At 70.7% G+C, this 12684-nt stretch carries 15 protein-coding genes; 7 read left to right on the top strand and 8 right to left on the bottom strand.

Annotated elements, in window-relative coordinates; all coding sequences use genetic code 11:
• Nucleotides 1-81 precede the first annotated feature (81 nt).
• The 3 genes from G4G93_RS06605 to G4G93_RS06595 all read left to right on the top strand — a co-directional run bounded on the left by G4G93_RS06605 (nt 82) and on the right by G4G93_RS06595 (nt 1854).
• Nucleotides 82-804 carry a sigma-70 family RNA polymerase sigma factor gene (locus tag G4G93_RS06605; protein ID WP_165082433.1) on the top strand — a complete coding sequence of 241 codons (723 nt, stop codon included), beginning with the start codon at nt 82-84 and terminating at the stop codon, nt 802-804.
• Nucleotides 805-954: 150 nt separating this feature from the next.
• Nucleotides 955-1365 (top strand): DUF1236 domain-containing protein, encoded by a 411-nt coding sequence (locus G4G93_RS06600; protein WP_165082431.1) that lies wholly within the window; start codon nt 955-957, stop codon nt 1363-1365.
• Nucleotides 1366-1572: 207 nt separating this feature from the next.
• Complete coding sequence (locus tag G4G93_RS06595; protein WP_165082429.1) at nt 1573-1854, top strand: hypothetical protein; 282 nt, start codon at nt 1573-1575, stop codon at nt 1852-1854.
• Nucleotides 1855-2203: 349 nt separating this feature from the next.
• On the opposite strand, the gene mscL is transcribed toward G4G93_RS06595, so the two are convergent.
• The gene (mscL, locus tag G4G93_RS06590) at nt 2204-2614 is read right to left on the bottom strand and encodes a large conductance mechanosensitive channel protein MscL (RefSeq protein ID WP_165082427.1); all 411 of its coding nucleotides are present in this window, start codon (nt 2612-2614) and stop codon (nt 2204-2206) included.
• 114 nt (nt 2615-2728) lie between these two features.
• Between mscL and tam the strand changes: the two genes are divergently transcribed.
• Nucleotides 2729-3502, top strand: coding sequence for a trans-aconitate 2-methyltransferase (gene tam, locus G4G93_RS06585; RefSeq protein ID WP_165082425.1), 774 nt, complete (start codon nt 2729-2731; stop codon nt 3500-3502).
• A gap of 150 nt (nt 3503-3652) precedes the next feature.
• Here tam and pssA read toward each other — a convergent pair whose 3' ends face one another.
• The 4 genes from pssA to G4G93_RS06565 form a co-directional block, all read right to left on the bottom strand.
• Nucleotides 3653-4504, bottom strand: coding sequence for a CDP-diacylglycerol--serine O-phosphatidyltransferase (pssA, locus tag G4G93_RS06580; RefSeq protein ID WP_165082423.1), 852 nt, complete (start codon nt 4502-4504; stop codon nt 3653-3655).
• 16 nt (nt 4505-4520) lie between these two features.
• Entirely contained in the window at nt 4521-5234 is a 714-nt protein-coding gene (locus G4G93_RS06575) for a phosphatidylserine decarboxylase (protein WP_165082421.1), read from the bottom strand.
• Between the two features lie 113 nt (nt 5235-5347).
• Nucleotides 5348-7288, bottom strand: a complete 1941-nt coding sequence (locus tag G4G93_RS06570; protein WP_206289573.1) for an ABC transporter ATP-binding protein/permease — start codon at nt 7286-7288, stop codon at nt 5348-5350.
• A 101-nt stretch (nt 7289-7389) separates the two neighbouring features.
• A complete protein-coding gene (locus G4G93_RS06565; protein ID WP_165082419.1) occupies nt 7390-8778 on the bottom strand; it encodes a LysM peptidoglycan-binding domain-containing protein in 1389 nt (462 codons plus the stop codon).
• Between the two features lie 205 nt (nt 8779-8983).
• On the opposite strand from G4G93_RS06565, the gene G4G93_RS06560 reads away from it, so the two are divergent.
• A complete protein-coding gene (locus tag G4G93_RS06560) occupies nt 8984-9577 on the top strand; it encodes a TIGR00730 family Rossman fold protein (RefSeq protein WP_165082417.1) in 594 nt (197 codons plus the stop codon).
• A 138-nt stretch (nt 9578-9715) separates the two neighbouring features.
• Nucleotides 9716-9922, top strand: coding sequence for a DUF1737 domain-containing protein (locus tag G4G93_RS06555; RefSeq protein WP_312891754.1), 207 nt, complete (start codon nt 9716-9718; stop codon nt 9920-9922).
• Here the strand turns inward: G4G93_RS06555 and G4G93_RS06550 are convergent.
• The 3 genes from G4G93_RS06550 to cysS form a co-directional block, all read right to left on the bottom strand.
• Nucleotides 9861-10133 carry a HEPN domain-containing protein gene (locus G4G93_RS06550; RefSeq protein ID WP_165082415.1) on the bottom strand — a complete coding sequence of 91 codons (273 nt, stop codon included), beginning with the start codon at nt 10131-10133 and terminating at the stop codon, nt 9861-9863. The two genes, G4G93_RS06555 and G4G93_RS06550, sit on opposite strands and share 62 nt — an antisense overlap.
• A gap of 187 nt (nt 10134-10320) precedes the next feature.
• Nucleotides 10321-10500, bottom strand: coding sequence for a hypothetical protein (locus G4G93_RS06545; RefSeq protein ID WP_165082413.1), 180 nt, complete (start codon nt 10498-10500; stop codon nt 10321-10323).
• Nucleotides 10501-10510: 10 nt separating this feature from the next.
• Nucleotides 10511-11905, bottom strand: coding sequence for a cysteine--tRNA ligase (gene cysS, locus G4G93_RS06540; protein WP_165082411.1), 1395 nt, complete (start codon nt 11903-11905; stop codon nt 10511-10513).
• A 347-nt stretch (nt 11906-12252) separates the two neighbouring features.
• Here cysS and G4G93_RS06535 point away from each other — a divergent pair, with 347 nt between their 5' ends.
• Nucleotides 12253-12570: a hypothetical protein gene (locus G4G93_RS06535; RefSeq protein WP_165082409.1), complete on the top strand. Its 318-nt coding sequence runs from the start codon at nt 12253-12255 to the stop codon at nt 12568-12570.
• Nucleotides 12571-12684 lie beyond the last annotated feature (114 nt).

Here is a 12684-nt window from a genome sequence, read left to right as displayed (position 1 = left end):
GTCCGTTTCTCGCTAAGCTCGCCCTTTCCGGTCGCGGCCCCCGGGCCCATCTTCCTCCTCAGGCAGGCAGACGCGAGAGCCATGACGCGAGACACCGCCCCGAATCCGTCGGCCGAGCTGCGCCCCGGCCTCTCGGCCAGCATCCGGTCGCATCTCGGCACCCAGCTCCGGGCGACCTACGAGGCCCTGGGCGACGCCGATCCGGACAACCGGTTCGCCGACCTGATCGCGCGCCTGGAGGCGGCGCTCAAGGCGCAGGGCGAGATCGTCCTGCCGGAATTCCGCGACGGGCTGCTCCAGGCGGTGCCGTCCCTGCGGGCCTTCGCGCTCTCGCTCACCAGCAATCCGGCCCGGGCCGACGACCTGGTCCAGGACACGCTCCTGAAAGGCTGGCAGCACCGGGCCCGGTTCCAGGCCGGCACCAACCTGAACGCCTGGCTGTTCACCATCCTGCGCAACATCTTCTACTCCGACCACCGCAAGCGGGTGCGCGAAGTCGAGGACCAGGACGGCTCCTACGCGGCGCGGCTCGCCACCGCTCCGCACCAGGGCGACCGCCTCGACGTCGAGGACCTGCAGAGCGCGCTCGCCAAGCTGCCGCCGGACCAGCGCGAGGCCCTGGTGCTCGTCGGCGCCGAGGGCGTCTCCTACGAGGAGGCGGCGGCGATCATGGGCTGCAAGGTCGGCACCGTGAAGAGCCGGGTCAGCCGCGCCCGCGGCCGGCTGGCGGAACTTCTGGGCTACGACGAGGAAGATCTCGGCACCGACCGGCTGATCCAGTCGGCGATGCCGAAGGACGCCTGACCCGGGCACCCAAGCCCTGCAGAGTACTCCCGCAGGGCAGCGCGACATTTCTGCCGAATCGATTGAACCGTTTCGCCGACAGCGACGTTACCACCCCCGAGAGCTGCCCCGCTCGACCGGGGTGGATTGGACGAAACGGAGATCGATTCGATGAAGACCAAGACCATTCTGGCCGCTGCCGCCCTTGCCCTGTCCCTGCCGATGGCTGCCCACGCTCAGGGCCTGATCGGCGGCGCCCAGCGCGGCGCCGAGGAGGGTGCGGATGCGGCCGGCCCGGTCGGCGCGATCGTCGGTGGCGCGGTCGGGGCCGCGACGGGTGCGGTCGGTGGCCTGCTCGGCGTCGACGACCGTCCGCGCTTCCGCTCCTACGCCGTGCGTCAGCACCGTTCGTACGACTGGGACGGCGATGTCCGCGTCGGCACCGTGCTGCCGTCCTCGGGCGTGAGCTACTACGAGGTTCCCTCCGATTACGGCATCCGCGGCCGCCGCTACACCGTGGTCAACGACCGCGTGGTGCTGGTCGATCCGGGCACCCGTCGCATCGTGCAGGTCATCGACTGATCGCGTGCGCGCCGCCTCCGGGCGGTGCGGCCGACTTTCGGGAAGCCCCGGCCCTGCGCCGGGGCTTTCTTGCGTCCGGACGTTGCAAAATCTGTTCCACCGTTGCGCGAAATCCTGCAACGAAACCGTCGCGATCGCCGTTTTGCTTCGAGACGGGCGTCGGCGGCCCGCCTGCCGCGCCGCGATACTGCAACGATACGGATCCCGATGCCTTCCGACCCGCACGAGAACCACGACGCCCCGCTGCCCAAGCCGGTGCGCGAGCACCTCGGGCAGCAGCTCCGCTCGACCTACAATGCCGAGGCGGAGAAACCGGACTACCTCGGCGACCCGGGCCTGCCGCCGGAATTCACCCCCCAGCTGCGCCGCCTCGAAGGCCGGCTGAAAGCCCACGATACCGGCCGCGAGGCGGTGGAGGATGCCTTGAAGGACATCCTGCGGGACTTGCCCGGGGCCTCGCCCGGGACGACGTCGCCGGGGAAGCGGTGAGGCTCCGGCGGAGCCTGCGCTTCGGACCTGAAACCCTCCGCGGCATTCCGGGACTTGCCGAAGGCGAGAGCCCGGGATCCAGGCGCGCAGGCGATGCGGAAAGAGGTGAGCGGCGCGCCGCTTTCTCCTCTCACATCTGCATGTCCGCATCGCGGGATCCGCGTCGCGGCCCCCGGACGACCCTGTGAGACGAAGTCCGGAAGGGATTTTCCGGACTTCGTCTCACCAACCCGCGCGGTGGAGCCGGAGGCTCCACGCGCTTGAGCGAAGCCGACATTCGGAAGTCGTACGAGGCGGTCGCGGAGGGCGAGCCTCCGACCGCCGGCGCGCCGACAGGTGTTCGGACCCTTTATCGCCGCGCCGCCAGCAGGTCCCGGATCTCCGTGAGCACCTTCACCTCGGCCGGATCCTCCTTCTTCTCCTCCTCGCGCCGCACCAGCTGGTTCATGGCCCGGATCGCCAGGAACAGCACGAAGGCGACGATCAGGAAGTTCAGCGCCACGGTGATGAACTGGCCGTAACCGATCACCGCCCCCTGCTTCTTGGCCTCCGCGTAGGACAGGCCGGTCTGCACCTTGGAGGACAGCGGCAGGTAATAGTTCGAGAAGTCGAGCCCGCCGGTGATCGCGCCGACGGTCGGCATGATGACGTCCTGCACCAGCGAGGTGACGATGGCGCCGAAGGCCGCGCCGATCACCACGCCGATCGCCAGATCGACGACGTTGCCCCGCAGGGCGAATTTCTTGAATTCCTCGAGCATGCCGTCTCCGCGGGGCTTTCCGTCCGGGCTGGCCTGCCGCGCACGGCACGGCGTCGCGCAGGCGGACCGATCCCGGTTAAGCTGGGGCGGAGAAGCGCGGCGGGGAGTCGTCCGATGATGGATTGGGATGCGGGCCAGTACCTGAAATTCGCCGACGAGCGTACACGGCCATCGGCCGACCTGCTGTCGCGGGTTCCCCTGACCGCACCGGCCCGGGCGGTCGATCTCGGCTGCGGACCGGGCAACAGCACGGCGCTCCTCGCAGCGCGCTTTCCCGACGCCGCGATCACCGGCCTCGATTCCTCGCCGGCGATGCTGGAGGAGGCGCGCCGGACCCTGCCGGGCGTCACCTTCGCCGAGGCCGACATCGCCGCGTGGACGCCCGATGCCGCGCCGGACCTGATCTTCGCCAACGCGGTGCTGCACTGGCTGCCCGACCACGAGACCCTGCTGCCGCGCCTTGCCGGGTTCCTGGCGCCGGGCGGCTGCCTCGCCGTGCAGATGCCGGACAACCTCGACGAGCCGTCGCACCGGCTGATGCGGGAGGTGGCGGAGGAGGCGCCCTTCCGCGAGGCGCTGGCCGGCGCCGCGGGCGCCCGCACCACGCTCGGCGGCGTGCGGGACTACGATACCTGGCTGTCGCGGGCGGGCTGCACCGTCGATCTGTGGCGCACCACCTACACCCACCCGCTCCAGGGTCATCGGGGCATCGTCGAGTGGGTGCGCGCGACGGGCTTGCGGCCGTTCCTGGCCCCCCTCGACGGGCAAGGGCAGGCCGCCTATCTCGCCCGCTACGAGGCAGCCCTGCGCCACGCCTATCCGATGCAGGAGGACGGCCGGGTGCTGCTGCCGTTCCCGAGGCTGTTCATCGTGGCGCGGCGGGTGTGAACACTGCTCTCCGGGCCTGTTTGATTAGGCAGGAGGCCGTCCGTTCGGCCCCCATGCCTACGTCTCTCTCCATCGTCGTCCCGGGGCCGCGAAAGCGGAACCCGGGACGACGATGGAGGGTTCGAAATCGGTGGCCGACCGATCGGACTCTCAGGCCGCCGGCGCCTCGTCGACCGGCACCGCGGGTCCTTGCGCCGCCTCGGCCTTGAGCTTGCGCCGGTACTGGTTGGCGCCGATCGGGATCGCGCAGAGGTAGCCGAGGCTCAGGAGCGCCAGGATCTCGAACGGGAAGCTGATCAAGAGCCCGAACGCCGCCACCGTCACGACGAAGATCGGCAGCACGTATTCCCGCGGCACGCGCTTGCCGACGGTCTTGCCCGAGAAGGTCGGCACCGTCGAGATCACCATGAGGGCGATCACCAGCATGTAGATCAGCGCCACCGGGGCGAGGGCGGGCGACATCTCGAAGCCGAGGAAGTGCAGGTAGAGCGGCAGCATCACCGTCAGCGCGCCGGCCGGGGCCGGCATGCCGACGAAGAAGTCCTTCTTCCATTCCGGCCGGTTGGGATCGTCCAGCATCACGTTGAAGCGGGCCAGCCGCAGGGCCATCGCGATGGCGAAGATCAGCGCGACGATCCAGCCGACCGATTTCAGGTTGTGCAGGGCGAAGGTGTAGAGGATCAGCGCCGGGGCGCAGCCGAAATTGACGAAGTCGGCGAGCGAATCCAGCTCGGCGCCGAAGCGCGAGGTGCCCTTGAGCAGGCGCGCCACCCGGCCGTCGACGCCGTCGAGCACCGCGGCGGCGACGATCGCGATCACCGCCGGCTCGAACTTGCCCTCGAAGGCGAGGCGCACGGCGGTGAGCCCGAGGCAGACCGCCATCAGGGTGATCATGTTGGGGATGATCATCCGCACCGGCACCGCCTTGAAGCGGCGCGATCTGGGCTCGACCGATTTGGGCTCGTTCGGCTCGGGCGCGAAGGGGGGGAAGAGGTCTTCCATCGAGGGTCCTCCCCTGTCAGACGCGCCGGAACTGCCGCACCGGGCCGGTCCCGCGCAGGTCGGCGAGCACGGTCTCGCCGGCCACCGCCTTCTGGCCGAGGCCGACCAGCACCCGGGTGCCCGCCGGGAGGTAGACGTCGACGCGGGACCCGAAGCGGATCAGGCCGAAGCGGTCGCCGACGGTGAGGTCGTCGCCGGGCTTGACCCAGTCGACGATGCGGCGCGCCACGAGGCCGGCGATCTGCACCACGCCGATGCGGACGCTCTCGCCGTTCTGCCGGGTCTCGATGACGAGGCCGTTGCGCTCGTTGTCCTCGCTCGCCTTGTCGAGCTCGGCGTTGAGGAACAGGCCCGGGGTGTAGTGGACCTGGTCGATCCGGCCGGTGACCGGCACGCGGTTCACGTGGCAGTCGAACACGTTCATGAACACCGAGATGCGCAGCATCGGCACGGAGGGCAGGTCGAGCTCGGCCGGGGGCAGCACGGTGCTGATCAGGTTCACCCGCCCGTCGGCCGGCGAGATCACCAGCCCGTCGCCGACCGGCACGATCCGCTCGGGGTCGCGGAAGAAGTAGCAGACCCACAGCGTCAGCAGCAGAAAGATCCAGCCGAAGAACTGCACGAAGGTGCCGGCGAGCACCGTCAGCACGATGCCGATCGCGATGAAGGGATAGCCCTCCTTGTGGATCGGCACCAGCACGCGGCGGATCGTCTCGAACAGGTCGGTCATGAGTCCTCGGGTCGGTCCTCGGGCCTTCGCCGGCCGCGAGCGCGCCGGTCCAGCGCCCGCGGATGGCAGGCGCGTGGCCGCGCGTCAATCGTTCGATCGGCGCGGGGCCTGCGTCACGACACCGAGGCGGGCTCGGGCGCCTTCGCCACCGGTCCGGGGATCTCCCCCGGCTCGAGGTGCGTCCGCAGGCTCTCGGCTTCCTCGGCCTCCGCCCGCTTCAGGGCCTCGCGGGCGGCCTCCGCCTCGCGCTGGCGGTTCCACATCGCCGCATAGATGCCGCCCTGGCCCAACAGCGCCAGATGGGTGCCGCGCTCGGCGATGCGGCCCTGGTCGAGGACGATGATCTCGTCGGCGCCGACCACCGTCGAGAGGCGGTGGGCGATGACCAGGGTGGTGCGGCCCCGGCTCACCCGGTCGAGGGCGTCCTGGATCTCGCGCTCGGTGAACGAATCGAGCGCCGAGGTCGCCTCGTCGAGGACCAGGATCGGGGGACCTTTCAGGATGGTGCGGGCGATGGCGACGCGCTGCTTCTCGCCGCCCGACAGCTTCAGGCCGCGCTCGCCCACCGGCGTGTCGTAGCCCTCCGGCAGGGCGGCGATGAAGCGGTCGATCTGCGCGAGGCGGGCGGCCTCCCGCACCTCCTCCTCGGTCGCCTCCCAGCGGCCGTAGCGGATGTTGTAGCCGATCGTGTCGTTGAACAGCACCGTGTCCTGCGGCACCATGCCGATCGCGGCGCGTAACGAGTCCTGCTGGACTCCTGCGATGTCCTGCCCGTCGACCGTGATGCGCCCGGATTGCGGCTCGTAGAACCGGAACAGCAGGCGCGACAGGGTGGACTTGCCGGCGCCCGAGGGCCCGACGATCGCGACCGTGCGCCCCGCCGGCACCGTGAAGCTGATGCCGCGCAGGATCGGCCGCTCCGGCACGTAGGCGAAATGCACGTCCTCGAACCGCACCACCGCCTCGGAGATCGCGAGCGGCTCGGCGCCCGGCCGGTCGGCGATCTCGGGGTTGCGGTGCAGGATCTTGAACATGTCGTCGATGTCGATCAGCGCCTGCTTGATCTCGCGATAGATCATGCCCATGAAGTTGAGCGGCATCGAGAGCTGCACCAGCATGGTGTTGACCAGCACGAAACCGCCGATCGTCGCCCGCCCGGCCATGATGTCGCGGGCGGCGAGCCACATCACCACGCCCATGCCGATCGTGAAGATCACCGCCTGGCCGGCATTCAGCACCGCGAGCGAGACATACGTTTGCGTCGAGGCCTTCTCGTAGCGGGCCATCGACTGGTCGTAGCGGGCGGTCTCGCGCCCCTCCGCCCCGAAATATTTCACCGTCTCGTAGTTGAGCAGCGAATCGACCGCCTTGGTGTTGGCGTCGGTGTCGGAATCGTTCATCCGCCGGCGGATGGCGATGCGCCACTCCGTGGCCTTGTAGGTGTAGCCGAGATAGGCCGCCACCATGACGAGCACGACGGCCGAGTACGAGAGGCTGAACTCGTAGGCCAGCGTGCCGAGCACCAGCAGGAACTCGACGATGGTCGGCACCAGCGTCAGCACCATCAGGCGCGACAATTCCTCGATGCCGTTGCGGCCGCGCTCCAGCACCCGGGTCAGTCCGCCGGTCTTGCGCTCGAGGTGGAAGCGCAGGGACAATTGGTGCATGTGCCGGAAGGTCTGCAGCGCCAGGCGCCGCACCGCGTGCATCGCCACCTTGGCGAACAGCCCGTCGCGGACCTGTGTCAGGAGCGCCATGGCGATCCGGGCGGCGCCGTAGAGCAGGATCATCAGGGCCGGCGCGGCCCAGATCCCGGTCGGGACGGCCCCGTCCTTCCCGCCGACGACCGCCACCAGGGCGTCGGTCGCCCATTTGAAGGTGAAGGGCATCGCCAGGGTGACCACCTTGGCGACGAGCAGCAGGCCGAACGCGACGAAGACGCGGCGCTGCAGGTCCGGCCGGCCGTGGGGCCAGAGATAGGGCCAGAGGCGGCGGTAGGTCGCGACGAGGCCGGGCCGCTCGGGCTCGGCCGGGGGGGTCTGGGTGATGGACAAGGAACCGGTTCCGCACGGGATCGGCGCCGCATATAGGCCAGGATGCGACAGGGAGACAGCGCGTCCGACGCGGCCCGGGCCTGCGGTCGGGGTGACGGTTCTCAGCCCGGGCCGCCCGGCACCTGCCGCTGCCCCATCGGCGCCTCGCCGGGCAGCACGAAGACCTGGCCCGGGTAGATCCGGTTCGGATCGCGGATCTGGCCCTGGTTGGCGTCGAAGATCACGGTGTAGCGCAGGCCCTTGCCGTAGGTCTTGCGGCTGATGCTCCACAGGTTGTCGCCGCGGGTGACCGTCGCGGTGCTGATGCCGGGCACGAACACCGTGCCGGGCTCGGTGGCGGCGGGACCGGGCGCCGCCTCCGCGCCCGGCGCTCGGCCGGGGGTGGAGGCCGTCGCATTCGGGGAACCGGGCGCCGGCCGAGCGCCCGCACTCGTCTGGGCCGGGGTGCCGCCCGTCGCGGGCGGACGGCCCGGGGCGTCGGCGGGGGCCGGGCCGAGCGACGCCGGCACCGCAAAGGCGGTCTCGGCGCGGGTCTTGACCGCGCCGGAGGCGGGATCGACCTGATCGACCCGCACCCGGTAATCGCCCGGCTTGACCCCGCGCCCGATCGTGAAGGCGACGCGGCCGTCCGGCCCCGCCTTTCCGGGCGCCACCAGCGTGTCGTTGAGGTAGAGGCGCAGATCCGCCTTCGGGGCGCCCTGCGCCATCACGTAGAGCCGCCCGCCCGCCTCGGCATCGATGCCGACGACCTTGACCGGCGCCGGGCCGGGCTGCGGGGTGTCGGACTTAACGACGTCCTTGGCCTGCGGCTCGGCGTCGTTGGCCTGCGGCTTGGCGTCGTTGGCCTGCGGCTTGGCGCCCTCAGCGAGCGTTCTGGCCTCCCCCGCCGGGGACTTGTCCGGCAGCGACAGCACGGCGGTCGGACGGCCGGGCGCCGTCACGGCGACGAGGGGCTTGGTGCGGCGGTCCTGCGCCACCACCACCACGGCGCTGGCCTGGCTCGAGGCCGTGGTGCCGTCCGGCGCGGTGCTGCGCAGGGTGATCTCGTGGCTGCCCGGCGGCAGGACCGGCGGCACCAGGGCGAAGTTGCCGGCCTCATCGGCCTTGGTGCGGGCGTAGGGCGCACCGTCGCGCAGGACCTCGATCACGGCCCCGGGGCGACCGCGTCCGGCGAGGACGCTTGCGCCGTCGGGCTCGACCCGGATGACGTCGAAGGCCGGCGCCCCCGGCGCCTCGGCCTTCGGCATGGCCGGAGACGATCCAGGCTGGCCCGGCTCCGCCGGAGGTATCCCGGGTCCGGCCGGCTCCGCCGGAAGGGCGGCGAGAGGGGTCGGGGCGGAGGTCCCGGCGGGCGGGGCGTCCGGCGTGGAGAGCGAGAACAGGCGCGTGCCGCTCGCTGCGACGCCGATGAGCACGAACCCGGCAACGACGCCCACGGAGGCGAGGACGAGGCCCCGGCGCAACTCGATCGTCCGAAACTCGGTCGTCATGGCGCAACACTCCCGCTCACGGGTCCTCCGGGGTCACGGCGTCGTATGTGGCCGCGCGACCTTTCGCCTCCGGTCGACACGTCCGCGCCATCGCCGTCATATTAACAGGACTGGCCGGTCGAGACCACGCGGCGCGAATCGCGCGGCTCGGCCGGAATCTTGCGTGATAACGGCCGGTTTCGGCTGCGAACGGTGCGGAGACTCGATGCGGACGGTTTGCGTGTATTGCGGCTCGGGATTCGGCACCGATCCGGTCTTCGAGGCGGCGGCGCGGGCGCTCGGGCGCCACCTGGCGGAGGCCGGCATCGCCCTGGTCTATGGCGGCGGCAATGTCGGGCTGATGGGCACGGTGGCGCGGGCCGTGCTCGACCATGGCGGCCACGTCACCGGCATCATCCCGGACTTCCTGAAATCGCGCGAGCGCATGCTCGACGACGTGCAGGAGACCATCGTGGTCTCCGACATGCACACCCGCAAGAAGCTGATGTTCGACCGCTCCGACGCCTTCGTGGCGATGCCGGGCGGCATCGGCACCCTGGAGGAGCTGGTCGAGCAGATGACCTGGTCGCAGCTCGGCCAGCACGCCAAGCCGATCCTGCTGCTCTCGGTGGCGGATTTCTGGACCCCCTTCCTCGCCCTCCTCGACCACATGCGCCGCACCGGCTTCATCCGCGAGGGGCTGGATCTCAGCTACCTCGTCGCCGAGGAGCCGGGTCAGGTGGTGCCGATGCTGCGCGCGGCGGTCCAGCGCGCGGAGCCGCGGCCGGAGGCCGATGCGCTGATCGAGGAGAAGTTCTGAGCCTTCGAGGGCACACCAAGAGGGCTGCCACTTTCGGCCCATCCGGGGAAAGGCGGCAGACTTCGCGCTCTCCCACCCGCGACCTCAGCCCCGAGGTCGCGGGTGGGAGCAAACGTGCACCGTCACCAGGAGCCCACCTTGAACACGACCTCGGACCCGAAGCCCCCGAACGACATGCTCCCCTACCGCCTGATTACCGGCAAGGACGACACCAATTTCTGCCGCCGGATCTCGGAAGCGCTGGCGCTCGGCTACAAGCTGTACGGCTCACCGTCCTGCACCTTCAACGGCACGGACGTGATCGTGGCGCAGGCCATCGTCTGGCCCTCGGTCGTCGAGGGGTGAGGGCCGCCGGAGGGGAGGCGTCAACCCGGCGGATCGCCGTCCGGTTCGGCCGCGCCACGATCACCCGCGCGGCCGTGAAGGCGGCATAATAGGCTCGGTTGATCGCGCCGTTCGGGCGACCCGCCGCGAGCAGGATCCTGGCCTCGGCCAGAGCCTCCTCTGCCCGGAGCCGGAGTTCCGTCACCGCCCCCCCCCTCGATGCGCCGGGCATCGCGCCGCATGGCGCGGACCAGGGCGGGGTTTGGGTGGAGCGCCGGGTCGTTTCCAGGCGCTTTGGGAGACCGGGCGAGCCTGGATATCGAGGCCGTCCTCGATCAGCCGGTCGTAGCAGAGGTCGGCAAGGAGGCGCGCTTCGTCGATGATCCGCCACGCTCCATCCGTCAGGATCACCGCCAGGATTACACGGCCCCTTCGGCGTCGCTCTCGGGCCGGGCATCGCCCCGGGCGCGGCTGGCGATCAGGTAGAGATCGAGGAGGCGCGGGCCGTAATGCCGGCGTGCATCGACGGCGAACCGCGCCAGGGCGGCGGCGGCCTCCGCGTCCGTCGGCGGCGACAGCACCTCCTCGATCGTCCTCATGCCGCGATCCTCATGCCGTCCTCCCCTCCTGACTCACCGTCCAGGTGGTGGTGCCGTCCTTGTTGTCCTTCACCGTCACCCCGAGCGCGGTCAGCGCGCCGCGGATCCGGTCGGATTCCGCCCAGTCCTTGCGGGCGCGGGCGTCCTTGCGCTCGGCGATCAGTTGCTCCACCGCCGCCGCGTCGACCCCCGAGGCCGCCATTGCCGCGCGGTCGCGCTCGGACTTCGACTGTCCGAGGAGACCGAGGAGGCCGGCGCCCGCCTTGAGCGCCGCCGGATCGTCGAGGCGGTGCACCTCGCCGAGCGCCGCCGGGGTGTTGAGGTCGTCGAGGAGGGGTTCCAGCACCATCTCGGGCGCCGGGCCGGGCGCTACGTCGCCGGCGGCATCGTACCAGCGGTCGAGGGTGCGGCTCGCCTCCTCCAGGGCGCGCAGGGTCCAGTCGATCGGCTGGCGGTAATGGGTGCGCAGCATGGCGAGGCGCACGACCTCGCCCGGCCAGTCCGCCAGCACCTCGCGCAAGGTGACGAAGTTGCCCAGCGACTTCGACATCTTCTCCCCTTCGACCTGCAGGAAGCCGTTGTGGAGCCAGATGTTGGCCATCACCGGCGTGCCGAAGCAGCAGCGCGACTGCGCCACCTCGTTCTCGTGGTGGGGAAACACCAGGTCGATGCCGCCGGCATGGATGTCGAAGGTCTCGCCGAGATGCTTCCAGGCCATGGCCGAGCACTCGATGTGCCAGCCCGGCCGCCCCGGGACCTCGATGCCGCCGGGCGAGGACCAGGACGGCTCGCCGGGCTTCGAGGGCTTCCACAGCACGAAATCGAGCGGCGACCGCTTGTAGGGCGCCACGTCGACCCGGGCGCCGGCCTCCATCTCGTCGAGGGGGCGGCGCGACAGGGCGCCGTAATCGGGCATCGAGGGCACGTCGAACAGCACGTGGTCCTCGGCCACGTAAGCGTGGCCGGCAGCGATCAGCCGGTCGATCAGCGCGACCATCTCGACGATGTGATCGGTCGCCCGCGGCTCGATCATCGCCGGGGGTCGGCCCGCCACGTTCACGTCCCCGGGCATCAGGATGCCGAGGCGGCGGATGTCGTCGTGGAACTGCGCCAGCGTCCCGTCGGTGAGTTCGCGGATGGTGATCCCGCGCTCCGCCGCCCGGGCGTTGATCTTGTCGTCCACGTCCGTGACGTTGCGGGCATAGGTCACCGCCTCCGCGCCGTAGACGTGGCGCAGCAGCCGGAACAGCAGGTCGAAGACGATCAGCGGCCGGGCGTTGCCGATATGGGCGGCGTCGTAGACGGTCGGGCCGCAGGCATACATCCGCACCCGGCCCGAATCGATCGGCCGGAGCGGCTCCTTGGCCCGGGAGAGCGTGTTGTAGAGGCGCAACAGCGAGGCCATGAAACACCTGCGGGACGGGGTCGGGCCGGGTCGCCGTCGGGCGGTCCGGCCGAGGTTCTAAGTCGTTGCCGGATCGGGCTCGGTCCCGTCCGGCCGGTCCTCCCGGCGCTCCCCGCGCGGGCGACCGGGGCGGACGCCTGTTGCACGGGTGAGACGCCCCGGAGAGCCGATCCGGGTTAGCTCAATTCCGTGAGCAATTCGAGAAGGCAGACGCCGCCGGGGCCAAGCCCGTGCCGGACGCTGCGTAATCGCCCCGCTCGCACGATGCGTAGAGAGATTGTTTACCACCCACGCCCAGTGTCGGGCCGGAGCCGGATGCCGACGGCTCCGTTCAGAAGGTTTGCCCCATGCGTCACACCCTCGCCGTCCTCAGCGCCCTCGGTGTCCTGGCCTGCGCCGCCGCCCCGGCGCTGGCCGCCTCGCAGACGGCGGGCGTGGAGAAGACCTTCCTGATCCCCTCCAGCGACGGCTACGGCGTCGCCGAGTGCCTGGCCACCGGCGGCGAGTGCGGCCAGGTGGTGGCGGATGCCTGGTGCGAGTCGCAGGGCTACGCCAAGTCGGCCTCCTACGGCATCGCCGCCCAGGACGAGTATACCGGCGCGATCGAGGCCGCCCCGGCGGTGAAGACCTCGGACCGCCCGATCCGGATCACCTGCCGGGATTGAGGCTTCCCGGGCGACGGATCCCTTCGACTCTTCGACGGACGCCTCCCGCGCGATCCTATTCCCGGACCTCGTCCCGAGGTCCCGAGTGGGATCGATCGACGATGTCACCGGCCC

The sequence above is a fragment of the Methylobacterium sp. DB0501 genome, from assembly GCF_011043735.1.
Taxonomy (GTDB): domain Bacteria; phylum Pseudomonadota; class Alphaproteobacteria; order Rhizobiales; family Beijerinckiaceae; genus Methylobacterium; species Methylobacterium alsaeris.
Note: the sequence above shows the minus strand (reverse complement) of the source record. Positions and strands in the feature narration are given on the sequence as shown.

Coding starts and splice junctions, on each gene's coding strand:
- G4G93_RS06605 (WP_165082433.1), top strand. CDS start 82: ATGACGCGAGACACCGCCCCGAATCCGTCGGCCGAGCTGCGCCCCGGC.
- G4G93_RS06600 (WP_165082431.1), top strand. CDS start 955: ATGAAGACCAAGACCATTCTGGCCGCTGCCGCCCTTGCCCTGTCCCTG.
- G4G93_RS06595 (WP_165082429.1), top strand. CDS start 1,573: ATGCCTTCCGACCCGCACGAGAACCACGACGCCCCGCTGCCCAAGCCG.
- mscL (WP_165082427.1), bottom strand. CDS start 2,614: ATGCTCGAGGAATTCAAGAAATTCGCCCTGCGGGGCAACGTCGTCGAT.
- tam (WP_165082425.1), top strand. CDS start 2,729: ATGATGGATTGGGATGCGGGCCAGTACCTGAAATTCGCCGACGAGCGT.
- pssA (WP_165082423.1), bottom strand. CDS start 4,504: ATGGAAGACCTCTTCCCCCCCTTCGCGCCCGAGCCGAACGAGCCCAAA.
- G4G93_RS06575 (WP_165082421.1), bottom strand. CDS start 5,234: ATGACCGACCTGTTCGAGACGATCCGCCGCGTGCTGGTGCCGATCCAC.
- G4G93_RS06565 (WP_165082419.1), bottom strand. CDS start 8,778: ATGACGACCGAGTTTCGGACGATCGAGTTGCGCCGGGGCCTCGTCCTC.
- G4G93_RS06560 (WP_165082417.1), top strand. CDS start 8,984: ATGCGGACGGTTTGCGTGTATTGCGGCTCGGGATTCGGCACCGATCCG.
- G4G93_RS06550 (WP_165082415.1), bottom strand. CDS start 10,133: ATGCCCGGCGCATCGAGGGGGGGGGCGGTGACGGAACTCCGGCTCCGG.
- G4G93_RS06545 (WP_165082413.1), bottom strand. CDS start 10,500: ATGAGGACGATCGAGGAGGTGCTGTCGCCGCCGACGGACGCGGAGGCC.
- cysS (WP_165082411.1), bottom strand. CDS start 11,905: ATGGCCTCGCTGTTGCGCCTCTACAACACGCTCTCCCGGGCCAAGGAG.
- G4G93_RS06535 (WP_165082409.1), top strand. CDS start 12,253: ATGCGTCACACCCTCGCCGTCCTCAGCGCCCTCGGTGTCCTGGCCTGC.